This is a genomic window from Rhizobium centroccidentale, assembly GCF_030182565.1.
Taxonomy (GTDB): Bacteria; Pseudomonadota; Alphaproteobacteria; order Rhizobiales; family Rhizobiaceae; genus Rhizobium.
Genome location: NZ_JAQJCG010000012.1, coordinates 32,390 through 53,323 on the forward strand (window position 1 = coordinate 32,390; position 20,934 = coordinate 53,323).

20 protein-coding genes are annotated in these 20,934 nt (G+C 60.0%); 8 read left to right on the forward strand and 12 right to left on the reverse strand.

The features are described 5' to 3' along the window. Positions 1 to 80: 80 nt before the first annotated feature. The 6 genes from PH562_RS16980 to pcaD all read right to left on the reverse strand — a co-directional run bounded on the left by PH562_RS16980 (position 81) and on the right by pcaD (position 5,039). Positions 81 to 1,253, reverse strand: a complete 1,173-nt coding sequence (locus PH562_RS16980; RefSeq protein WP_285174267.1) for an ABC transporter substrate-binding protein — start codon at positions 1,251 to 1,253, stop codon at positions 81 to 83. Between the two features lie 143 nt (positions 1,254 to 1,396). Next, positions 1,397 to 2,449 carry a 3-carboxy-cis,cis-muconate cycloisomerase gene (locus PH562_RS16985; protein ID WP_285174268.1) on the reverse strand — a complete coding sequence of 351 codons (1,053 nt, stop codon included), beginning with the start codon at positions 2,447 to 2,449 and terminating at the stop codon, positions 1,397 to 1,399. 3 nt (positions 2,450 to 2,452) lie between these two features. After that, on the reverse strand, positions 2,453 to 3,067 hold the full coding sequence (gene pcaG, locus PH562_RS16990) for a protocatechuate 3,4-dioxygenase subunit alpha (protein ID WP_285174269.1): 615 nt from the start codon (positions 3,065 to 3,067) through the stop codon (positions 2,453 to 2,455). After that, positions 3,067 to 3,816 (reverse strand): protocatechuate 3,4-dioxygenase subunit beta, encoded by a 750-nt coding sequence (pcaH, locus tag PH562_RS16995; protein ID WP_285174270.1) that lies wholly within the window; start codon positions 3,814 to 3,816, stop codon positions 3,067 to 3,069. The genes pcaG and pcaH overlap by 1 nt, the downstream gene beginning before the upstream one ends. Positions 3,817 to 3,828: 12 nt before the next feature. Further along, positions 3,829 to 4,233: a 4-carboxymuconolactone decarboxylase gene (pcaC, locus tag PH562_RS17000; RefSeq protein WP_285174271.1), complete on the reverse strand. Its 405-nt coding sequence runs from the start codon at positions 4,231 to 4,233 to the stop codon at positions 3,829 to 3,831. Beyond that, positions 4,233 to 5,039, reverse strand: a complete 807-nt coding sequence (gene pcaD / locus PH562_RS17005) for a 3-oxoadipate enol-lactonase (RefSeq protein WP_285174272.1) — start codon at positions 5,037 to 5,039, stop codon at positions 4,233 to 4,235. The genes pcaC and pcaD overlap by 1 nt, the downstream gene beginning before the upstream one ends. Before the next feature lie 94 nt (positions 5,040 to 5,133). On the opposite strand from pcaD, the gene pcaQ reads away from it, so the two are divergent. Next, positions 5,134 to 6,060 (forward strand): pca operon transcription factor PcaQ, encoded by a 927-nt coding sequence (gene pcaQ, locus PH562_RS17010; protein ID WP_285174273.1) that lies wholly within the window; start codon positions 5,134 to 5,136, stop codon positions 6,058 to 6,060. Positions 6,061 to 6,245: 185 nt separating this feature from the next. Here pcaQ and pobA read toward each other — a convergent pair whose 3' ends face one another. Then, positions 6,246 to 7,418 (reverse strand): 4-hydroxybenzoate 3-monooxygenase, encoded by a 1,173-nt coding sequence (gene pobA / locus PH562_RS17015; RefSeq protein ID WP_285174274.1) that lies wholly within the window; start codon positions 7,416 to 7,418, stop codon positions 6,246 to 6,248. A 113-nt stretch (positions 7,419 to 7,531) separates the two neighbouring features. Between pobA and PH562_RS17020 the strand changes: the two genes are divergently transcribed. Beyond that, complete coding sequence (locus PH562_RS17020; RefSeq protein ID WP_285174275.1) at positions 7,532 to 8,419, forward strand: helix-turn-helix domain-containing protein; 888 nt, start codon at positions 7,532 to 7,534, stop codon at positions 8,417 to 8,419. A gap of 205 nt (positions 8,420 to 8,624) precedes the next feature. On the opposite strand, the gene PH562_RS17025 is transcribed toward PH562_RS17020, so the two are convergent. After that, a complete protein-coding gene (locus PH562_RS17025; RefSeq protein ID WP_285174276.1) occupies positions 8,625 to 9,380 on the reverse strand; it encodes an IclR family transcriptional regulator in 756 nt (251 codons plus the stop codon). Between the two features lie 149 nt (positions 9,381 to 9,529). On the opposite strand from PH562_RS17025, the gene PH562_RS17030 reads away from it, so the two are divergent. The 5 genes from PH562_RS17030 to PH562_RS17050 all read left to right on the forward strand — a co-directional run bounded on the left by PH562_RS17030 (position 9,530) and on the right by PH562_RS17050 (position 16,050). After that, a complete protein-coding gene (locus PH562_RS17030) occupies positions 9,530 to 10,237 on the forward strand; it encodes a 3-oxoacid CoA-transferase subunit A (RefSeq protein ID WP_285174277.1) in 708 nt (235 codons plus the stop codon). Beyond that, positions 10,234 to 10,923, forward strand: a complete 690-nt coding sequence (locus PH562_RS17035; RefSeq protein ID WP_285174278.1) for a CoA transferase subunit B — start codon at positions 10,234 to 10,236, stop codon at positions 10,921 to 10,923. The genes PH562_RS17030 and PH562_RS17035 overlap by 4 nt, the downstream gene beginning before the upstream one ends. A 113-nt stretch (positions 10,924 to 11,036) precedes the next feature. Then, a complete protein-coding gene (gene pcaF, locus PH562_RS17040; protein ID WP_285174279.1) occupies positions 11,037 to 12,242 on the forward strand; it encodes a 3-oxoadipyl-CoA thiolase in 1,206 nt (401 codons plus the stop codon). Between the two features lie 154 nt (positions 12,243 to 12,396). Further along, the gene (locus tag PH562_RS17045; protein WP_285174280.1) at positions 12,397 to 14,727 is read left to right on the forward strand and encodes a cation:proton antiporter domain-containing protein; all 2,331 of its coding nucleotides are present in this window, start codon (positions 12,397 to 12,399) and stop codon (positions 14,725 to 14,727) included. Between the two features lie 120 nt (positions 14,728 to 14,847). Then, on the forward strand, positions 14,848 to 16,050 hold the full coding sequence (locus tag PH562_RS17050; protein WP_113228400.1) for an MFS transporter: 1,203 nt from the start codon (positions 14,848 to 14,850) through the stop codon (positions 16,048 to 16,050). Here the strand turns inward: PH562_RS17050 and PH562_RS17055 are convergent. Both PH562_RS17055 and PH562_RS17060 read right to left on the reverse strand, forming a co-directional pair. Continuing rightward, the gene (locus PH562_RS17055) at positions 16,047 to 16,433 is read right to left on the reverse strand and encodes an ester cyclase (RefSeq protein WP_095437132.1); all 387 of its coding nucleotides are present in this window, start codon (positions 16,431 to 16,433) and stop codon (positions 16,047 to 16,049) included. The two genes, PH562_RS17050 and PH562_RS17055, sit on opposite strands and share 4 nt — an antisense overlap. A gap of 34 nt (positions 16,434 to 16,467) precedes the next feature. Then, positions 16,468 to 18,411 carry a putative bifunctional diguanylate cyclase/phosphodiesterase gene (locus tag PH562_RS17060; RefSeq protein WP_285174281.1) on the reverse strand — a complete coding sequence of 648 codons (1,944 nt, stop codon included), beginning with the start codon at positions 18,409 to 18,411 and terminating at the stop codon, positions 16,468 to 16,470. 253 nt (positions 18,412 to 18,664) lie between these two features. Between PH562_RS17060 and PH562_RS17065 the strand changes: the two genes are divergently transcribed. Beyond that, positions 18,665 to 19,696, forward strand: coding sequence for a class I SAM-dependent methyltransferase (locus PH562_RS17065; protein ID WP_285174282.1), 1,032 nt, complete (start codon positions 18,665 to 18,667; stop codon positions 19,694 to 19,696). A gap of 23 nt (positions 19,697 to 19,719) precedes the next feature. Here the strand turns inward: PH562_RS17065 and PH562_RS17070 are convergent, their stop codons facing one another. Both PH562_RS17070 and PH562_RS17075 read right to left on the reverse strand, forming a co-directional pair. Further along, entirely contained in the window at positions 19,720 to 20,340 is a 621-nt protein-coding gene (locus PH562_RS17070) for a DedA family protein (protein WP_285174283.1), read from the reverse strand. After that, on the reverse strand, positions 20,337 to 20,927 hold the full coding sequence (locus PH562_RS17075; RefSeq protein WP_285174284.1) for a class I SAM-dependent methyltransferase: 591 nt from the start codon (positions 20,925 to 20,927) through the stop codon (positions 20,337 to 20,339). Before PH562_RS17075 ends, PH562_RS17070 begins: the two co-directional genes overlap by 4 nt. Positions 20,928 to 20,934: the final 7 nt, after the last annotated feature.

A 20,934-nucleotide genomic window follows, 5' to 3' on the forward strand; every position in this document is an offset into this window, starting at 1 on the left:
GTCCGGTTATTGTTACGCGACCGCTGTCGTCACACCCCTGAACGGAGGCTTCCGATCAGAGGTAGGAGCTTCAGGAGCGCTTACTTCGCGGCAGCAAGGCCTGGATCGCCCTGCTTCTCGAAGGTCTGGATTTCCTTGTTGTAGTATTTGCCATCATCGCCCTTGGCGACCTCACGCAGATAGATGTTCTGCGTGATATGCCGGCTTTCCGCATCGATGGTAACAGGGCCGCGCGGGCTGACCCAGGACAGGCCCTTCACGGCGTCGACCGCCTTCTGCGCATCCTGCTTGCCGCCGGTCGCCTCGATCATCTTGTAGATGACATGCATGCCGTCGAAGGCGCCGACGGCTGGGAAGGTCAGCTCAGCCGGATTGCCGATCGCCTTGCCGGCGGCCGCAACGAAGGCCTTGTTTTCCGGCGAGTCATGCGACACCGAATAATGGAAAGTCGTCTGCATGCCGAGCGCGGCATCGCCAAGCGCCGGCAGATCGGATTCCTGCGTCAGGTCGCCGGGCGCGAACAGCTTGATGCCCGCTGTTTTCAGGCCATTCTCATTATAAGCCTTGACGAAACCGAGCGTCGTCGGGCCGGATGGCAGGAAGGCGAAGACGCCTTGCGCGCCGGAATCCTTGATGCGCTGCATGATCGGGCTGAAGTCATTGGTCGAAAGCGGCATGCGGATCGCCTGAACCACCTGGCCGCCCTGCTTCTCGAATCCCGCCTTGAAGGCATTTTCGGCGTCGACGCCCGGGCCGTAATCGCTGACGACAGAAATAACCTTCTTCACGCCGGCATCAAAGGCGACCTTGGCGATCGGAGTCGACGTCTGCCAGGTGGTGAAGGAGGTGCGCACGACGAGCGGGCTCTTGGTGACGATCGCCGAAGTGGCGGCATTGAAGATCACCATCGGCACATTGGCCTGCTTGAGGATCGGCGTTACGGCCATCGCATCCGGCGTGAAGTAGAAGCCAGCGAGATACTGCACCTTCTCCTTGACGACGAGTTCTTGGGCGAGCGACTTCGATTGGGCCGGATCAGCCGCAGGCAAATCGCGATAGATCACCTCCACCTCGTCGTTGCCGACCTTCTTGCCGTTCATTGTAATATAGGCGTCGATGCCGGCCTTGAAATTCTTGCCCTGCAGCGCGAACGGGCCGGAAAACGGACCGATGACGCCGACCTTGATGGTGTCGGCATAAGCAGCGCCGCCAAGCGCAACGGCCGCAACGGCGGCCAAGACAAACCGTTTCATTTTTCTCCTCCCGGCAGCCGTTTCTTGTGCCGCCCTTGATCGTTCAAATTTCGATCATCGCCAATTTCTCACGGGAAATGGTAATGTAAAATGAAATAAAGACCGCCACCCATATTGATCTGGTTATGGATGATGGAAATATCCTACTCAGTTATCGTTCCCAGGCGCTTGATCATGCCAACCAGTTGCAGGGCATGGCGTAGCGACGCCGCCGTCGCCACGACCATGGGCGGCAGCAGCAGCCATTCCAATGTCCAGGCGGCACCGGAGCGCTCCTGCTCATGCACCAGCGAGTGATGAATGCCCGAAAGCTGCACCGCATTGAAGCGGGCAAGCGTGACCAGCGTTTCCGCGGCGACCGGGTTTTGCTTGTGCGGCATGGCGGAGGAACCACCGCCGCCGGCAAGCTCGATCTCGTCGCCCGCCTGCGCCAGAAGCGCAACATCCTGGCCTATCTTGCCGAGGCTGCCTGAGATCATCGATAAGAGCCCGGCCAGTTCGGCAATGCGTGCTCTCTGGCTCTGCCATTGCGGCTCGTCCGTCAGGCCGAGCGTCTGCGCCAGCGAGCTCCTGATTTCGGCCGCCTTCGACCCGAATTTTTCCAGCGTGCCGGCGGCCCCACCGAACTGTAGCGGGAAACTCTCCTGCGTCAGCCGATCGCGATACTGATCGAGCGGATGCTGCCACGCCCGAAGCCGGTCGGACACGGTGATTGGGATCGCCGCCTGCATTCTGGTACGGCCCATGAGCCGGTTCGAACCGAAACGCTCATCCAGTTTGGTGAGCGCGGCGGATACGGCCAAGAGACGGTTGCTCAGGATAAAAGCGGCGGCCTTCAGGCGCAACATAAGGCTGGTGTCGATGACATCCTGGCTGGTAGCGCCGAAATGGACATGTTTGCCGACATCCTCGCCGACTGCCTTGCGCAACTGCCTGATAAGCTCAGGCACAACGACGCCATCCGATGCCGTTGCTCTCGTCAGGCTTGGTAGATCAGGCTCGAAACTGCCGCAGACCTTAGCGATATGCGTAACTGCATCCTGCGGGATCAGCCCATGCTGCACCTCGACCTGAGCAAGCGCCGCTTCGAAAGAGAGCATGGAGCGGATATCTGATTTGGCCGAAAAATAGGCCGCAACCTCTTCGTCGCCGAGGAGGCCAGACAGGAACGGATGATCGAAAGGAGAAATGCTCATGGTCTATATATCGAGGAAAACCGTTTCTTTGTCGCCCTGCAAATGGATGTCGAAGGTGTAGACGGAGCCTTCCTTCACGGCAATCAGCGTTGCGAGGCGATCCCTGTGTTCGATGCGTGCAAGCAAAGGGTCCTCGGCGTTGGCCTCGGTCTCTTCCGGGAAATACATGCGCGTGTGCAGGCCGATGTTGATGCCGCGTGCGACGATCCAGACGGTGATGTGCGGCGCCATCTTGCGGCCGTCCTTGAAGGGAACACGGCCGGGCTTGATGGTTTCGAAACGGAAAACGCCGTCGATGGAATTGGTCGGGCAGCGGCCCCAGCCGGTAAAGTTCGGATCGGCCGTGCCGCGCAGCTCCGACGGGCTGTTATAGAACCCGGCGCTGTCGGCCTGCCAGATTTCGAGAACAGCATCCTTGACCGGCGCTCCCGCGCCATCAATCACCCTGCCGGTCACCGTAATGCGCTCACCCAGCGTCTTGTCGTTGACCATGACGGAGCCGAGATCGGTCTCGTAGACGCCGCCGATCTCGCTGTAATTCGGCGTCAGACCGATATGGACGTAAGGGCCTGCCGTCTGCGACGGCGTTTCCTTGAGGTAGCCGAGATCCTGTACCATCAATTGCCCTCCAGCCGGTTTTCGAACAGGGTCGAACGGCGACCGCGCAGCACGATATCGAATTTATAGGCGCGGGCATCCATCGGGATCGTATTACCCCAGTCGAGCGGCGCAATCAGCTGCTCGATCGCTTGTCTGTCGGGGATCGTGCCGACGATCGGACATTTCCAGATCATCGGATCGCCCTCGAAATACATCTGCGTGATCAGCCGTTGCGCAAAGCCATGACCAAAGACGGAGAAGTGAATATGCGCGGGGCGCCAATCGTTGACGCCGTTCGGCCAGGGATAGGCGCCGGGACGGATGGTGCGGAAGGCATAGCGCCCTTCCTCATCGGTGATGGCGCGGCCGCAGCCGCCAAAATTCGGATCGATGGCGGCGAGATAGGTTTCCTTCTTATGGCGATAGCGCCCGCCGGCATTGGCCTGCCAGAATTCGAGCAGTACGCCCGGCACCGGCCGGCCACGCTCGTCGAGCACACGGCCATGGACGATGATCCGCTCGCCGATGGCGCTCTCGCCCGGCTTGGCGAAATTATGGATCAGGTCGTTGTCGAGCTCGTTCAATATCGAATGGCCGAAGACCGGCCCGGTGATTTCCGAGATCGTGCCGTCGAGCGAGAGCAATGCGCGCTGGGGCGAGCGCAGCACGGAGGTCTTGTAGCCGGGCGCAAAGGCTGGCGGATGCCAGGCGCGGTCCCGGGCGAAAAAGGCGCCCGTCTCGGGCTTGCTGTTGCTTCTATCGGACATGTCTGCCTCGTTTCATGCCGCCTTTTCGGCGTCCATCTGTTCGAAAACCTGCTTCGCGATCTTGATCGCATGGTTGGCGGCCGGCACGCCGGCATAGATCGCCACATGCAGAAGCGCCTCGCAGATGTCCTCGCGCGTCGCGCCGGTGTTGCGCGTGGCGCGCACATGCATTGCCACCTCATCATCCTGACCAAGTGCGGCCAGCAGCGCGATCGTCACGATGGAGCGCTCACGCCGGCTGAGCGTCGGGCGCGACCAGACATGCCCCCAGGCCGCTTCGGTGATCAGCTCCTGAAAAGGCTGGTCGAACTCCGTCACCGCCTGCTGCGCACGATCGACATGGCTGTCGCCGAGCACAGCGCGGCGTGTCGCCATGCCCTGAAGATAGCGCTCGGACGGCGCGGTAGGGTCATTCATCAGGTTTGTTCTCCACGCAGGACGACATCGATGAAGGCACGGATGACTTCGGTCAACGCCTCGGGTTGTTCGACGCAGGGGATGTGGCCGGCGTCCTTGATCACTTCATAACGCGCATTCGGGATGAGCTTTGCCGTCGACAGCACCACATCGGGCGGCGTCGAGCCGTCCTGATCGCCGACGATGCAGATGGTGGGGACGGCGATCTTGGCCGCGGCTTCGGTCAGATCGGCATCGCGAAGAGCAGCACAAGTGGCGACGTAACCTGCGACCGGCTGGCGGATCAGCATGTTGCAATAGCCGGCGAAGGCGATGTTTTCCGGACGACGAAAGGCCGGCGTGAACCAGCGCTCCATGATGGAATCGACGATGGATTCGATACCATCAGCCTCGACCTGCGCAATACGGGCATTCCAGCTCTCGGCCGTGCCGATCTTGTGAGCGGTATCGCAGAGGATCAGCGCTCGCACCAGATCCGGACGGCGTTGATAGAGCGACTGCGCGATCAGCCCACCGACCGACAGGCCGCAGATAATGGCGTTCTTGACCGAGAGGAAATCGAGCAGGCCGGCAAGATCGGTCGCATGATCCTCGATGGAATAGGGCATCTGGCCGAGATCGGAGAGACCATGGCCGCGCTTGTCATAAAGAACAATGGCGAAATCGCCGGCCAGGCGCACGATCACATCGCGCCAGATCCGGAAATCGGTGCCCAGCGAATTGGCAAAGACAAGAACCGGCTTGTCGCCGGGGCCGCCAATGATCTGATAATGGATCGTGACGTCGTTGATGCGGGCAAACTGCACTGGAAATCTCCTCAGACGCGAGATTGGATGTATAATCTGGTTAGGTAAAATGATATTTCTTTGCTCTACGATAACTCCAGGGTTATGAGTGAGCATGCTCGACGCACGCATCAAGTTCCGCCATCTGCAGACCTTTGTCGAGGTTGCGCGCCAGAAAAGCGTGATCAAGGCGGCTGCGCTGCTGAATATCAGCCAGCCTGCGGTGACGAAAACCATCCGCGAGCTGGAAGAAGCACTTGGCGTCGCCGTCTTCGAGCGCGATGGGCGCGGCATCCGCATCACCCGCTACGGCGAAGTTCTTCTCCGCCATGCCGGCGCAGCATTGACGGCCTTGCGCCAGGGTCTCGATTCCGTCTCGCAGGAGCGCTCTGGCGAAGCGCCGCCGATCCGCGTCGGCGCGCTGCCGACGGTCTCGACGCGGATCATGCCGAGGGCGATGGACCTGTTTCTCAAAGAGGAGACCTGGAGCCGCATCAAGATCGTCACCGGCGAGAATGCCGTGCTGCTGGAGCAGTTGCGTATCGGCGATCTCGATCTCGTCGTCGGCCGGTTGGCAAGCCCCGACAAGATGACCGGCTTTTCCTTCGAGCATCTCTACTCCGAACAGGTCGTCTTCGCCGTCAGGGCCGGCCATCCGCTGCTGTCCGACAGGCAGTCGCTGTTTTCCGATCTCAACCGCTATACTGTCCTGATGCCCACGCGCGGCTCGATCATCCGGCCCTTCGTCGAGAGCTTCCTGATCGCCAACGGCGCCGGCGGACTGCCCAACCAGATCGAAACCGTCTCCGACTCCTTCGGCCGCGCCTTCGTGCGATCGAGCGACGCCATCTGGATCATCTCGGCCGGCGTCGTTGCCGGGGATGTCGATGACGGGCTATTGGCGCTGCTGCCGATCGATACCAGCGAAACGAAAGGACCGGTCGGCTTGACCATGCGCACCGACGCTATCCCCACCCTGCCCCTATCGATCCTGATGCAGACAATCCGAGAAGCGGCAGGCGAGATTGCCAAGAAGTTTTGAGGCGGGCTTAGAAAACTGAAATGCCCCTCACCCCGGCCCTCTCCCCGTTTTGACGGGGCGAGGGAGCTACCTCGCCAAACCCCTTCGCCCCGCGTGCGGGGAGAAGGTGGACTCGAACAGTTGAGCGAAGCGAACTGTGAGAGGACGGATGAGGGGCTAACCTGTCCGTATGCGATTGCCCCGCTTCAGAACGGTAGACCCACATAGTTCTCGGCGAGCGCGGTCGAAGCGGCACGGGAATGGGTGAGATAGTCGAGCTCGGCTTCCTGGATCTTCTGGTCGAAATCATTTGTATCGGGAAAGCGATGCATCATCGTCGTCATCCACCAGGAGAAGCGCACCGCCTTCCAAACGCGAGCAAGCGCACGGGCGGAATAGGCCTTCAGCCCGGCATTCGAGCGGTCCTGATAATGCTCGGCGAGACCCGAAAACAGGTAATGCACGTCGCTCGCCGCCAGATTGAGGCCCTTGGCACCGGTCGGCGGTACGATATGCGCGGCATCGCCGACCAAGAAGAGGCGGCCGAAACGCATGGGCTCGGCCACGAAGGAGCGCAGCGGCGCGATCGATTTCTCGAAGGACGGCGCGGTGATCAGAGCCTCGGCATGATGGGCCGGCAGCCGGCGGCGCAGTTCATCCCAGAAGCGGTCGTCGCTCCAGTCCTCGACCTTCTCGTCGAGCGGACACTGAATGTAATAGCGGCTGCGTGTCATCGATCGCATGGAGCATAGCGCGAAACCACGGGGATGGTTGGCATAGATCAGCTCGTGATTGACGGGCGCCACCTCCGCCAGCACGCCGAGCCAGCCGAAGGGATAGACCTTCTCGAAGCTGCGGATTGCCTTTTGCGGCACCGATTTGCGGCTGACACCATGAAAGCCGTCGCAGCCGGCGATGAAATCGCAATCGATGCGATGGGAAACGCCGTCTTTCTCATAGGTTAGATAGGGCGTATCACCATCGAAACCATGCGGCTGCACATTGACGGCGCCGTAGATGGTTGGAGCGCCGCTTTCCTCGCGGCGGGCCATCAGGTCGCGGGTCATCTCCGTCTGGCCGTAGATGACGACCCGTTTACCGCCCGTGAGACCATGAAGGTCGATGCGATGATCGCGGCCGTCGAACGCAAGCGAGAAGCCATCATGCGGCAAGCCCTCGGCATGCAGGCGCGTGGCGGACTTCGCCTGATCCAGCAACCGGACAGTGCCTTCCTCAAGAACGCCGGCGCGGACTCTGCCGAGAATATAATCCTTGCCGACCCGATCGAGAATGACATTGTCGATGCCAGCCTCCGTCAGCAGCTGGCCGAGCAGCAGCCCGGACGGCCCCGAACCGATAATGGCGACTTGAGTGCGCATCGTCTCCTCCCATGCGTCTATCTTGCTTCAAGTCTCTTCGGCGCGTGGCCGATCCACAATGGACATTTCGGTCATGAAATTGCACAAATCGAACATGTTGAGCGAGGAGTGCCATGACGAAGAACGTGCCGATCTATGAGCTCTATGGCGAAAATACCGGCAGAAAGCCGGATTTCTGGCTGCATTGCGAGACGATCCCTTCCCGCAGCAGCCTCCATCACTGGGAGATCCGCCCCCACAGGCATGAGAGCTTTTTCCAGATCTTGTACATAGATGCCGGATCCGGCGATGCCATCTTTGACGGAACTCCCCATGCCATAACGCCGCCCGCCGTCATTACCGTGCCGCCTCGCCTCAATCACGGCTTCCGCTTTTCGCGAGATATAGACGGCTTTGTCATCACGGTGCTGATCTCGCATCTGAAGACGTCTCCCGGTGACCGCAGCCGGCTGGGAACATGGCTTGCCGAGCCGCATTTGACCCTGCTCGACATGGGCAACGAAGACGCGGCTTATGTCGCCAATACGCTAAAACGCCTGGGCGAAGAATTTGCGAGCCACCGCAACGGCCGCAACGATCTGCTGGATGCCTATCTGACTTCGGCCTTGCTGCTGACGGCGCGTATAGCCCAAAAGGCTGAAGAAGGATCGACGCCAGGCGACGAAAGCGAGCGCCGCATGGAGATGCTGCGGGGCCTCATCCAGCGCCACTTCCGCTCGCACAAGCCGGCCGCCTTCTATGCCGAGAACCTCGGCATCTCGCCGGCCCATCTCAGTCGTATCGTGCGCAGCCGGACGGGCCATGGCGCGCATGAACTCATTACACGCAAGTTGCTGGACGAAGCCAAGCGCGAACTGGTCTTCACCTTCGCGACGGTCCAGGAAATCAGCTATCGCCTGGGCTTTGCCGATCCGGCTTATTTCTCGCGCTTCTTCGTCAAGCAGACTGGCCAGACGCCCCGCGCTTGGCGTATCGAGGAGCGGGAGAGGCTGGGAATGTGAACGAGACAATCTGGATCGCGGGCAGCCACCCGCCCTCGTGCTTCGAGACGGCCCTGCGGGCCTCCTCAGCATGAGGGCTGATCTTCTCGCTTCACCAAAAAATGCTGCAGAGCATAGCGATCATCGGGCATGCTCCATCCTCATCCTGAGGTGCGCAGCCGAAGGCGAAGCCTCGAAGGACGAGGATGCCCCGAAAATACAAAAGCTACGGCAGCACCAGCCGCAGCGCCTTTTGCGTCTCTTTCAGCAGTGGCAGAAACTGCTCGGCCATGTCGGAAGCCGCAACATAGGCAGCCGGAGCACCGATATTGATCGCCGCCACGGTCTGGCCGCGATCGTTTTCGACCGGCACGGCAATCGAGCAAAGGCCGATTTCCAGCTCCTGATCGATAACGGCATAGCCCTGCTCCCTCACCCGGCGGAACTCGGCCATCAACTCCTCGGGATCGGTCTTGGTATTCGGCGTGTTCGCCTTGAGATCAGTTCGCCCAAGCGCGGAGCGCGCCTCGCCTTCCGACAGCGCCGCCAGCAGGACGCGGCCCATCGAAGCGCAGAAAGCCGGAAGGCGGCTGCCGGGCGTCAGGTTGATCGACATCACCCGACGCTGCGAGGCACGCGCGATATAGACGACCTCCGTGCCGTCGAGCACCGAGGCGGACGCATTCTGCCCGGCGCGCTCGGCAAGCTGATCGAGATGCGGCTGGATGATGATCGGCAGCGGCGTCGCAGCCAGATAGGCGTGACCGAGCCTGAGTATCTTCGGCGTCAGCGTGAAGAATTTCCCATCAAAGACGGCATAGCCGAGTTCGGCGAGCGTCAGCAGCGAACGGCGCACCGTGGCACGATCGAGCCCGGTCAGCTTCGATGCCTCGGCGATCGTCAGGCGCTGCCGCGTCTCGCCGAAGGCTTCGATGACTTTCAATCCCCTGGCAAAGCCGCTGACGAAATCCGTTTCGCGCATAGCCCCTCCAAACTTCATGCCTTTTGTGCGATATATGAACAAAAATCAAATAACGCACAAATTGATTGCCGTCCAGCCCATGCTGATCTATTCGAAAGGAAGAGGACGGGGCGCCTTGGTCCGCCCGCATGACAAGTGGGAGTTTCCGCATGGATAAGACAATCGCGAGCACGGCGGCTGCCGTCTCGGACATCGGCGATGGCGCGACCGTCATGATCGGCGGCTTTGGCGGCTCCGGTGCGCCGATCGAACTCATTCATGCGCTGATCGATAAAGGCCCGAAGAAGCTGACCGTCATCAATAACAATGCCGGCAACGGGCGCATCGGCATCGCAGCCATGATCGATGCCGGCATGGTCAAGAAGATGATCTGCTCGTTCCCGCGCTCATCCGATCCGCGCGCGTTCACGGACCGTTACCTGGCCGGCGAAATCGAGCTGGAGCTGGTGCCTCAGGGCACCCTTGCCGAACGCATCCGCGCCGGCGGTGCAGGCATTCCAGCCTTTTATACCCCAACTGCCTATGGCACCGAACTCGCCAACGGCAAGGTCATCGCGGAATTCGACGGCCGCCACTATGTTCAGGAGCGCTGGCTCAAGGCCGATTTCGCCATTGTCAAAGCTGAAGTCGGCGATGTGCAGGGCAATCTCATCTACAACAAGGCCGGCCGCAATTTTAATCCGCTGATGTGCATGGCCGCGGCTAGGACGATCGCACAGGTCTCGAAAATCGTTGCCGCCGGCGAGCTCGATCCCGAGCACATCGTTACCCCCGGCATCTTCGTCAACGGTGTCGTTGAGGTCGCCGATCCGCAGCAGGAAGAAAATCTCATTCGAGCCGGAGTGGCCTACGTATGACCATCGACACACGCGAAGACATCAAGCTCTCCAACGCGCAGATCGCCTGGCGCGCGGCTCAAGATATCGAAGATGGCGCCTATGTTAACCTCGGCATCGGTTTTCCGGAAATGGTCGCCCGCTACCAGCCTCCGGGCCGTCAGGCGATCTTCCACACTGAAAACGGCATCCTGAATTTCGGCGAGCCGCCGGCGGAAGGCGAGGAAGATTGGGATCTGATCAACGCCGGCAAGAAGGCCGTGACGCTGAAGCCCGGCGCCTCCTTCTTCCATCATGCCGATAGTTTCGCCATGGTACGCGGCGGCCATCTGGATGTCGCGATCCTCGGTGCCTATCAGGTGGCGCAAAATGGCGACCTCGCCAACTGGCGCGTCGGCTCGAAGGGTGTGCCCGCTGTCGGTGGGGCCATGGATCTGGTCCATGGCGCCAAGCAGGTTTTCGTCATCACCGAACATGTGACCAAGGACGGTAAGCCGAAACTGGTGGAGGCCTGCACCTTCCCATTGACCGGCGTCGCCTGCATTACCCGCATCTATACGAGCCATGCGGTCATCGACATTGCCAAGGAAGGCTTCGTCGTCCGTGAAAAGCTCGCCAACATGACGATGGACGAGCTGCAGGCGATGACCGGCGCGCCGCTCCATATCGATCGCCCCGTTGCCGACCTCATTGTGCCGAAGCTCTGAAGCCCGTTGCGATCTTTCAGACTCGCGCGCAATGCTTTAAGCTTATAATATCTCGTAGGTCGCTATTGCAAACCGCCATAACGTTTTGCGCGACATGCCGTAGGGAGAAGATCATGACCGAAGCCTTCATCTGTGACTATATCCGCACGCCGATCGGCCGCTTCGGCGGATCGCTTTCTTCCGTCCGCGCCGACGATCTCGGCGCCGTGCCGCTGAAGGCACTAATCGAGCGCAACGGCTCGGTCGACTGGGAAGCAATCGACGACGTTATCTACGGCTGCGCCAACCAGGCGGGCGAAGACAATCGCAACGTCGCGCGCATGGCAGGCCTGCTGGCCGGCCTGCCGATTTCGGTGCCCGGGACGACGATCAACCGGCTTTGCGGCTCGGGCATGGATGCCGTCATCACAGCTGCCCGCGCCATCCGCGCCGGCGAGGCCGACATCATGATCGCTGGTGGCGTCGAAAGCATGTCGCGAGCGCCTTTCGTCATTCCCAAGGCCGAAAGCGCCTTTTCGCGCAATGCCGAGATCTACGACACCACCATCGGCTGGCGCTTCGTCAATCCTGTCATGAAGAAGCAGTATGGCGTGGATTCCATGCCCGAAACCGGCGAGAACGTCGCCGAAGACTACAAGGTCAGCCGCGAAGATCAGGACGCCTTTGCCGTCCGCTCGCAGGCAAAGGCTGCGGCAGCACAGGAGAACGGCCGGCTTGCCAAGGAGATCACCTCAGTCACGATCCCGCAGCGCAAGGGCGATCCGGTTATCGTCGGCAAGGACGAGCATCCGCGCGCAACCTCGATGGAAGCGCTTGCCAAGCTCGGCACGCCTTTCAAGAAGGAAGGCGGCACGGTGACGGCCGGCAACGCCTCCGGCGTCAATGATGGCGCTGCCGCACTCATCATTGCTTCAGAAGCAGCGGCCAGAAAATACGGCCTGACGCCGATAGCGCGCATTCTGGGCGGTGCGGCTGCCGGCGCCCCCCCGCGCATCATGGGGATCGGCCCGGTTCCGGCCTCGCGCAAGCTCATGACGCGCTTCGGCATGCGCCAGGAACAGTTCGATGTCATCGAACTCAACGAAGCCTTCGCCTCGCAGGGACTTGCCGTGCTGCGCGAACTCGGCATTGCCGATGACGACGCGCGCGTCAATCGTAACGGTGGCGCCATCGCGCTCGGTCATCCGCTTGGTATGTCGGGTGCGCGTATCACCGGCACGGCTGCCTTGGAGCTCAAGGAAACCGGCGGGCGCTATTCGCTTTCCACCATGTGCATCGGCGTCGGCCAGGGAATTGCCATCGCGCTGGAACGGGTCTGATCGTTCCGGCCAGCCCATGGTCCGCGGCCGGATGAGCGGCGGACCACGGCCGCTTCCAAGCGCCCGATGCAGTCCTGGCGACGGCGGCAATCAGTAATGATCTGGAACGGCAAAGGCTTTGGAGCGTTTTCCTGCTGCTCAGTGGGATCAGTCCATGCCGTCACGCCAGAATGTCTCGAAGCCATTTTCGTCAAACGCCGTTATCATTCTCATTACCGTCGCCCTGTTACTGTCGATTGCGCAATCCGCCTTCGCAGCGGAGGGGCAGAAGGCCAGTCACCCTTCGGAAGGGCTGTTCCTGATCCAGATCATTCTGCTTGTCGTATCAGGCAGGCTGCTCGGCGAATTGATGGTGCGCATCGGCCAGCCATCGATCATGGGCCAGATCATCGCCGGCATCATTCTCGGCCCTTCCCTTTTCGGCCTGGTCTTCCCGCATGCACAAGCGAGCCTTTTTCCTTCGGACGGCGCACAAAAGAGCATGGCCGATGCGGTCGGCCAGCTCGGCATTCTCTTTCTCCTGCTGCTCGCCGGCATGGAGACCGATCTCGGTCTTGCGAAACGTCTGCGCAAATCCGCGGCCGGCGTCTCGCTGACCGGCATCGTCATTCCCTTCGCAGCGGGATTTGCCTTGGGCGAGCTCATCCCCGACGCCTTGCTTCCCGATCCTCAAAAGCGGTTGGTAACGTCCCTCTTCCTGGGCACTGCGCTTTCCATCTCCTCGGTGAAGATCGTCGCTTCCGTGGTTCGCGAGATGGACTTCATGCGCCGGAACATCGGCCAACTGATCGTCGCCTCCGCCATCATCGACGATACGATCGGGTGGGTCATCATCGCCATAACATTCGGTCTTGCCGAAAAAGGCACGGTCGATCTCACGACGCTCGCGACCAGCGTCATCGGCACATTGGCCTTCATGGCCGTCAGCTTCACCGTCGGCAGACGGGTAGTCTTCGAAATTATCCGCTGGACCAACGACAATTTCCACAGCGACCTGCCCGTGCTCAGCGCCATCATCGCAATCATGGGTACGATGGCGATCATCACCAACCTCATCGGCGTCCATACCGTCCTCGGCGCCTTCGTTGCCGGCATTCTGGTCGGTGAATCGCCCATTCTCACACGTCAGATCGATGTGCAGCTTCGCGCCTTGACGACGGCTCTGTTCATGCCCGTCTTCTTCGGGCTGACCGGCCTGCAGACCGATCTCACCGTGCTTGCCGATCCCTCCATCCTGCTGCTGACGGCTGCCGTCGTGGTCATAGCGAGCATCGGCAAGTTCGGCGGCGCTTTTGCCGCCGCCAGGTTCGGCGGCTATTCGGCATCGGAGGCCCTGGCGCTCGGCTGCGGCATGAATGCGAGGGGATCGACGGAAGTGATCGTCGCGACCATAGGCCTGTCGGTCGGCGTGCTGGACGAAAAGCTCTTCTCCGTCATCGTCGCCATGGCCGTCATCACCACCATGGCGATGCCGCCGACGCTTCGTTGGGCACTTGCCCGCCTGCCGCTGCGCGAAGAGGAACGCAATCGTCTGGAGCGCGAACAATTCGAAAGCGAGAGCTTCCTCGGAAATTTTGAACGCATCCTGCTGGCTGTCGACGGTTCACAAAGCAGCCGTCTGGCAACCTGGATCGCCGCTTTCTTCGCGGTGACGCGCAAGATGCCCGTCACGGTGATGGATGCGCGCGAAGCCGATGAAACTCTGGACGCGCCCGATGCATCGGGAGACTTGCGTCCAGCGTCGCAAGCCAAGACAATCGCGGAAGATCTGCGCCAATACGCCACCGACCTGCTTGCGTCTGCGCCACCGGAGCAGAATTTGGCTGGCCAAGGCGATATCCATGTGACAGTTCGAGAAAAGAGCGACAAACTCGAAACTGTACTCGAAGACGTCTCCGATACAGGCCACGATCTTCTCCTTGCGGGCATCGAACCCTCCATGGGAGACGATGGTCGCTTTGGCCCGTCGCTGCAGGTCATGACATCGGCGTTCCAGGGAATTTCGGCGATCATAACGGCACGCGGCTCGCTTCCAAAGAATCCGGGGGATCTGCGGATCCTCCTGCCCGTCAGCGGCACGGAGCGTTCCATCCGCGCTGCCGAATTCGGGCTCGCGATCGCAAAGGCGGCAAACGCCCATTGCGCGCTGTTGTTAATCGTCGAGCCGCGCAACGCCAGCGCTATTCCACGCATCAGCGACCGCGGCAGCGACCATCGGGATATTTTGAACAAGGTCGGTGCAATTGCAGATTATTATGGCGTGCAGATCGAAAAGGTCGTGCAGCAAGGCCCCTCGCCGGAGCTCTCGATCCTGCGGCATGCACGCAGCGGCGGGTATAATCTCATCGTGCTCGGCGTAAGCAAAAGAGCCAGCGGCAGCCTTTCCTACGGAAGCGTCGCCGACACGATGCTGCAGACCGCCGATAGATCCTGCATTTTCATCGAAACCGATCTGGCCTCTTCCTCGCCGGCAATTCCCGAATAAACCGACCATCAGCCATGAGATGAATCAGGAGAATCGATAAAAGACATCAACGCTATTCATTTTTCCTATGCTGCCTCCTGGGCCATATTGGCCGGCAACATGATTTGACCGAGCGCACCGATGTCCGACCTTGCCCTTTCGCGTGACCATGAAGAAGCCGATACGCGGGAGGGATGGAAGGTCGTTGCCGCCGCCCATGTGCTGACGGCCGTGACGTTCGGAGCCGCCTACTCCTTCTCCGCCACCTTGCCGGGCCTTGCCGCGGAGTTTAGCGCCTCCCGCGGTGAGATCGCCCTCGTCTTCTCCATTTCCGCATTCCTCTTCTACTCGCTCGGCGCGATTGCCGGGCCTCTCGCCGACAGATGGTCGCCCCGCGGTCTGGTTCTTCTGGGGCTTGCCGCCATGATCCTCGGCTATATCGGCGCCAGCCGTGCCGGGTCCCTGACCGCCCTTTACATCTGGTATGGCTTCGGCGTCGGGTTTGGGATCGGCCTCTCATACGTTCCGGCGATCGGAGCGGTGCAATCCTGGTTCATCCACAAACGAAGCCAGGCGTCGGGCATCGCGACGGCGGGGATTGGACTTGGCACCTTGATCCTGCCCTTTGCCATCGGCAAGGCCCTTCCCTTCATCGGCTGGCGAGGATGTTTCCTTACTCTTGCCTGCATCTTCGCGGTCTTTGGCGTGCCGGCGGCATTGCTTGTCCGCAAGCGACGGGACAGTACGATCTCGCACCTAGCTTACGCCGGCAACCATACGCTCCCCGCAATATGGCGCGACGGACGGTTCTGGCTTTTCTATGTCGTGCTTCTCCTGTCCTCTCTGTGCACCTTCATTCCTTACGTCCATATCGTCGCCGCCGCCCGCGACATGGGTCTTTCCATTCAGGACGGAACCGCCCTTGTCAGCGTTATCGGTGTCGGCAGCATCGTCGGCCGCTTCTTTCTGGCAGGCCTGGGAGATCGTTTCGGCCGCCGGCAGCTGCTGGCATCGCTCACCCTTGCAGTCGCTGCCTCCTTTGCCATATGGGCGTCGGCATCAGGCATGATCCAGCTCACTTTATTCGCATTGATCTTCGGCATGAGCTATGGCGGGTGCGTCGGCCTTTATCCGGCTGTCGCCGCCGACTTGTTCGGCACGCGCCAGATTGGTGCAGTTATCGGGTATCTCTATTCGGCCGTGGGTGTAGCAGCCCTGATCGGGCCAACTGCAGCAGGCTTTATTTTCGACCATACCGGCAGCTATTCCGGCCCGATTATTGCAAGCGGCCTCGCGGCGTTCGTAGCAGGCTTCATAGCGTTGCGCCTTGGGAAAAAGTCCTAGAGCTGGGCCGCGATTGCCGCCTTGTCGATGACAGACCAGACGTTCCGGATTCGCCTGTCCAGAAACTCATAGAAGACATTCTCGGCAAACTGTACCCTTCTGCCATTCACCGCCATACCGAACAGCATGCCCGTCGGCCTGCAATCAAATTGCAGGCGGCTTGCGACGCGTGGCGGTTCGCAGATCAGTAAAGTGATATCGAAATGAAGATCGGGAATGGCGCGAAAATCATCTTCGAGCATTTGCCGATAGCCTGATAGCCCGACATGGGCGCCATTATAGCACACGTCTTCGTGGACGAATTTACGCAGATTTGGCCAATCTTGTCCGTTGAGACAGGCAATATAGCCTCGGTAGATCTCGGACAGATCGACGTTTGCCATTCTCATCACCCTCGACCTGGAGACGGCCTGTGCTTCAGGCCGATGCCTGCAGACGGCGGCGGCCTGTATGCATCATCGTGATCGGATGCTTGAGCGCAGGTGCCGGACGGCCGATATGGTATCCCTGAACGGCATCGATGCCAAAGGATTTGACGAGATTGAGTTGCTCCTCGTCCTCCACGCCCTCGACCAGGATGCGATGGCCGCGATTGCGCACCAGACCGATGATGTCCTCAAGAAGGATCTTCGCACTGTCGTTGCTTGCCGCATCATGCAGGAAGGATTTGTCGATCTTGACGGTTTCGAACTCCATCAGGCGAAGCCATGACAACCCGGCAAAACCTGTGCCGAAATCGTCCAGCCAGAATTTAATGCCGAGCTTCTTCAGATCCTGAATGCTGTCGAGGACATCGGGGCGTATCTCCATATCGACGCCCTCGGTGATCTCGAACGCCACCCTGTGACCCGAAACGCCCGTTTCCGCCAGAATAGCGGCCACCTGCGCGGCGAAACCTGGAGCCCGCAGCTGGATCGGGGAGACGTTGATGCTGACGGTGTCGACAATGTCGCGGGTAAGCAAATCACAACAAGCCCTTCTGATCGCCCAATAGCCGAGCTCCATGATCGCCCCGGTGCGCTCCGCTATCGGGATAAAGACGGCCGGAGAAGCATTCGACCCATCGAGCAACTGCAGGCGCATCAGAGCTTCATAGGCACCGATCTCCCCGGTCTGGAGATATTGGATCGGCTGATAGACCAGCGAGACGAGGTTCTGCTGGATGGCGATCTTCAGAATGGCTGCGATATTCTCGCTCGCATCGCCGCCGGGCAGCTCGTTCGGGTCGAATATCCGTGCGCAATTGCGGCCGCTCGCCTTTGCCGAATACAGGGCGCGATCGGCCTCGTTGATCACATTCTCCAGCTTCGCGCCGGCGACGTCTCTCGTAATGGTCGCTCCAACGCTCACCGTGACATGCCGGAAGCCATCCAGGCGCTGTGCATGGACGATATCGAGAGCTTCGATCCCCTGACAAATGGCATCCGCCAGAGCCAGCGCATCCGAGCTGCTCTCCAGATCGAGGATAACGATAAATTCCTCGCCGCCGTAACGTCCGACCGTTGCCCCGAGCGGAGCGACGATGTTCGAAAGCGCATTGGCAACCGTCACAAGGCAGTGATCACCCTCCTGATGGCCGTAATAATCATTGTACTTCTTAAAGAAGTCGACATCGACCAGCAGGATGGCGAATGCTGCGCCCTTCTCGCGCCAGCGATCCCAAAACTGTTTCAGCCTTATATCGGCAGCTCTTCTGTTCTCCATCCCGGTCAGGGAATCGGTGATGGAGAGCCGCAGAAGAGCTTCGCCGCGTTCTGTCGCCTGGCGCTGCTGCAACTCCGCTTCTCTGGCATTGAGAAAGACGTTGAAACGCTCCTTGTTCAGTTTCCAGTTCACATAGGAGGTGAATACGAAGCAACAGAGATAGAAGGTGGTGAAGGCCAGACAATAGGCGGCGCTGTAGTGAAATTCCGTCAGCGACAGCAGGAAAAAGGCGAAGATCAGCCCCGACGAGAGCAGTGCCAAACCGAATTCGAGGCTGAAGAAAAGGTTAACGCCCATCATGAAGATGGCGCCGAAGGCGGCATAATAGGAGAATGCCTCGGCATTGGCCGTCTGCAATGCCGGCAGCAGCCACACGACATATCCAAGAACGACAGCCGCAGCACATGTCGCCTCAAGCTCGCCGGCACGACGTTGCCGCGAAAACTGCATTTCCAGGGTCAGAAGCGAAAAGCCACCGATCAGAAACCGCGCAGGGATCGTCACGTGCGAAACGTCGGGAATGAAGACCAGATCCGTGATCAGGAAGAGGACATAAACGGGCACGGCAAGCCACAGACCGCTGCGAGCCAAGGCACGCCGCGCATCGTTGCTATAGGCTTTGTAGAGCGCACGCAGCTCATCGGGGCGGTTAGTCATGCGAGCCTCGCTCTGACCAAGATCGCTGCTTCCCGACAATCGACGCATGCTCATCATCACCCGAGTTAGCCGAGACTTCATGTCCACCGCGTTACCTTTGCGTCGCTCGAATGAACAAATCGCTCGCTTCACCACGGCGGCTAATTTGATCCGTTTGATAACGAAAGCGTTGCCGCAGCGACATTAACAAAACCATAGCGCTCAATTTTTATATGAGATATGGTTTGCGTAGTGTTCACGGAATGATTTAAAATTGAAACAATTTCAAACCGCTCTTGATGGCTTCAGCCTCGTTACCTCTCAGTCCATCTCGGAACATACGAGATCGTCCGGTAACAACCTTACAACCGACCAAATTAAGGAGGGCGAGGCCGAACTCGCCCTCATTCTCTCCCTTACGCAGCAGGCCTTCGAAGCAAACGCACCCGTTCCAGGCACGATGAAGGCCTTGACCGAGCGTCTGCAGGCGCTGAAAAGCAAGACGACACCCCTGACCTGGGCCCATTTGGCCTCGGTTGCGCAGGGTCATCCCGTGTCGTCCTTCCTGCTGCAGGACCCTTTGACGCGATGGTCCTTCGAAAAGCCGCGCGGCTATAGCGGGGATGCCTATCTACTGGATTTCATTTACGAACATCCAGCCGTTGCCGCACAGGTGGCGGAAGCTTCGGCGCTGGGCGCAGAAGTTTACGATTTCACCCGGCAGGCAGCATCCGCAGTCGCCGTGCGTGAAAGGCGCGAGATCCTGGCAGCGCATGTCGATGCGGTGGCGGAGGCGACGGATGGCGCCGAGATCCTGGCGATCGCGGCCGGCCATCTTCGCGAAGCGGAGCTGTCTAAGGCTCTGCAGAGTGGCAGGCTCAAACGCTGGGTCGCACTTGATCAGGATCCGGTCAGCGTCGGGACGGTGAGCTCGGCCTTCCAAGGCAGCTGCATCGAAGCGATCAACGGCTCCGTTCGCACCATTCTGGGGCGCGCACAGAAGCTCGGCACGTTCGACTTCATCTATGCAGCCGGCCTTTACGATTATCTGGCCGAAAGCGTAGCCGTGCGTCTGACGGAACGCTGCCTGCAGATGCTGAAGCCCGGCGGCAAGTTCCTGCTTGCAAACTTCGCCAAGGATATCGGTGTCGAAGGTTACATGGAAACCTTCATGAACTGGCCGCTGATCTGGCGAACGGACGAGGATGTCCAGTCGATCATCGACAAGGTCAAGCACCCGATCGCCGATGTTTCTCTTACACGCGGCGAAAACGGCGGCGTGATATACGCCGTTCTGACCGTATAGCCGACGGCAAGCGACATGACCGGCTAAGCCGCGTTGCGGCTTGGCCGGCGAAATCGGAACAGAGCAAGCAGCAGAAAATTAACCAAAGCGACTGCTGCAACGGCGGCAGGCGTTGCTGTATCTGGTGTAAATATCTGCCTCCGCAGCAAGTAGCCCGACACCAGAAACGGCGTATTCCACATCAATGCGCCGCAGAATGTTGCGATGGCGAAGCCTGGCAGCGGCATGGCGAGCACGCCTGCCGGAAATGCCATATAGGCCCTGACAACAGGCACAAGCTGGCCGAGGAACGTGACACGTATCAGATTACCACGATAACTGCGCTTCAGACGCAGATACCGCTCTTCTTTAATATCCAGATACCTGGTCACCTTCAGCACGAAAATGTCGCCACGCACCGGCCCCAGCCATCGGCCCATTCCATACCAAAACAACGAGCCTGCCGTTGAACCACCGGCGGTAATGGCAATCACGATGGGTAGAGCCGCAAGATGGACGACACCCAACATACCCAGCATCAAGAGCATGCCGGCGGATGGTATGACTGGGACGAGCTTCTCGATCGCCGAACATAGCGCAAGACCAAGCAATCCCCATGCCACCAGATCGGGCAGCACATCGAACAGATGGGAGGTACCATTCATACGACAACAGCCGGATAGTGAAGCGGCCTGCGCCGGACGATCTTATAGACCCTGGCGGGCGGGAAGTTGCGCAACACCCGGCCGTGCAGCGTTGCCTTGAAGCCGAACCGATCGAGCAAACGACGCGGCACCGGACAGCGGACACCATAGGTGAACTGATAGAGCGCCCCGCCCTCATGCAGCCTTGCCGAGACCGCAGTCAGAATGGCAATCACTGTCTTCGGCGACATGTTGAGCAGCGGCAATCCGCTGATCGCGCAGCCGAACCGCACGCCTTCCGGCAGGTTGTGAGTGCCAAGCCGCGCGGCATCGGCGCAGACGACACGAGCATCGGGAAACCGCTGTCGAAGCAGGCTGGCAAAGCCATGGGCAGACTCAATCAGCGTAATATCCCTTTCGCATATGCCGCGCGAAAGCAGGGCCTGCGTGAACACGCCCGTTCCGGGGCCGAGTTCCAAAACCGGACCCGCGGAAGGATCGACTTCGCTTGTAATCAGATTGGCCAGCATCGTACCGGAGGGCGCTATGGCCCCGACCATGCGCGGATCGGTCAAGAGAGTTCGCAGAAATAGAGACGTGTTCGACATGGGTTCC

Bases quoted from the DNA above. Each gene is read 5' to 3' on its own strand.
- PH562_RS16980 (WP_285174267.1), bottom strand. From the start codon at position 1,253: ATGAAACGGTTTGTCTTGGCCGCCGTTGCGGCCGTTGCGCTTGGCGGC.
- PH562_RS16985 (WP_285174268.1), bottom strand. From the start codon at position 2,449: ATGAGCATTTCTCCTTTCGATCATCCGTTCCTGTCTGGCCTCCTCGGC.
- pcaG (WP_285174269.1), bottom strand. From the start codon at position 3,067: ATGGTACAGGATCTCGGCTACCTCAAGGAAACGCCGTCGCAGACGGCA.
- pcaH (WP_285174270.1), bottom strand. From the start codon at position 3,816: ATGTCCGATAGAAGCAACAGCAAGCCCGAGACGGGCGCCTTTTTCGCC.
- pcaC (WP_285174271.1), bottom strand. From the start codon at position 4,233: ATGAATGACCCTACCGCGCCGTCCGAGCGCTATCTTCAGGGCATGGCG.
- pcaQ (WP_285174273.1), top strand. From the start codon at position 5,134: ATGCTCGACGCACGCATCAAGTTCCGCCATCTGCAGACCTTTGTCGAG.
- pobA (WP_285174274.1), bottom strand. From the start codon at position 7,418: ATGCGCACTCAAGTCGCCATTATCGGTTCGGGGCCGTCCGGGCTGCTG.
- PH562_RS17020 (WP_285174275.1), top strand. From the start codon at position 7,532: ATGACGAAGAACGTGCCGATCTATGAGCTCTATGGCGAAAATACCGGC.
- PH562_RS17025 (WP_285174276.1), bottom strand. From the start codon at position 9,380: ATGCGCGAAACGGATTTCGTCAGCGGCTTTGCCAGGGGATTGAAAGTC.
- PH562_RS17030 (WP_285174277.1), top strand. From the start codon at position 9,530: ATGGATAAGACAATCGCGAGCACGGCGGCTGCCGTCTCGGACATCGGC.
- PH562_RS17035 (WP_285174278.1), top strand. From the start codon at position 10,234: ATGACCATCGACACACGCGAAGACATCAAGCTCTCCAACGCGCAGATC.
- pcaF (WP_285174279.1), top strand. From the start codon at position 11,037: ATGACCGAAGCCTTCATCTGTGACTATATCCGCACGCCGATCGGCCGC.
- PH562_RS17045 (WP_285174280.1), top strand. From the start codon at position 12,397: ATGCCGTCACGCCAGAATGTCTCGAAGCCATTTTCGTCAAACGCCGTT.
- PH562_RS17050 (WP_113228400.1), top strand. From the start codon at position 14,848: ATGTCCGACCTTGCCCTTTCGCGTGACCATGAAGAAGCCGATACGCGG.
- PH562_RS17055 (WP_095437132.1), bottom strand. From the start codon at position 16,433: ATGGCAAACGTCGATCTGTCCGAGATCTACCGAGGCTATATTGCCTGT.
- PH562_RS17060 (WP_285174281.1), bottom strand. From the start codon at position 18,411: ATGACTAACCGCCCCGATGAGCTGCGTGCGCTCTACAAAGCCTATAGC.
- PH562_RS17070 (WP_285174283.1), bottom strand. From the start codon at position 20,340: ATGAATGGTACCTCCCATCTGTTCGATGTGCTGCCCGATCTGGTGGCA.
- PH562_RS17075 (WP_285174284.1), bottom strand. From the start codon at position 20,927: ATGTCGAACACGTCTCTATTTCTGCGAACTCTCTTGACCGATCCGCGC.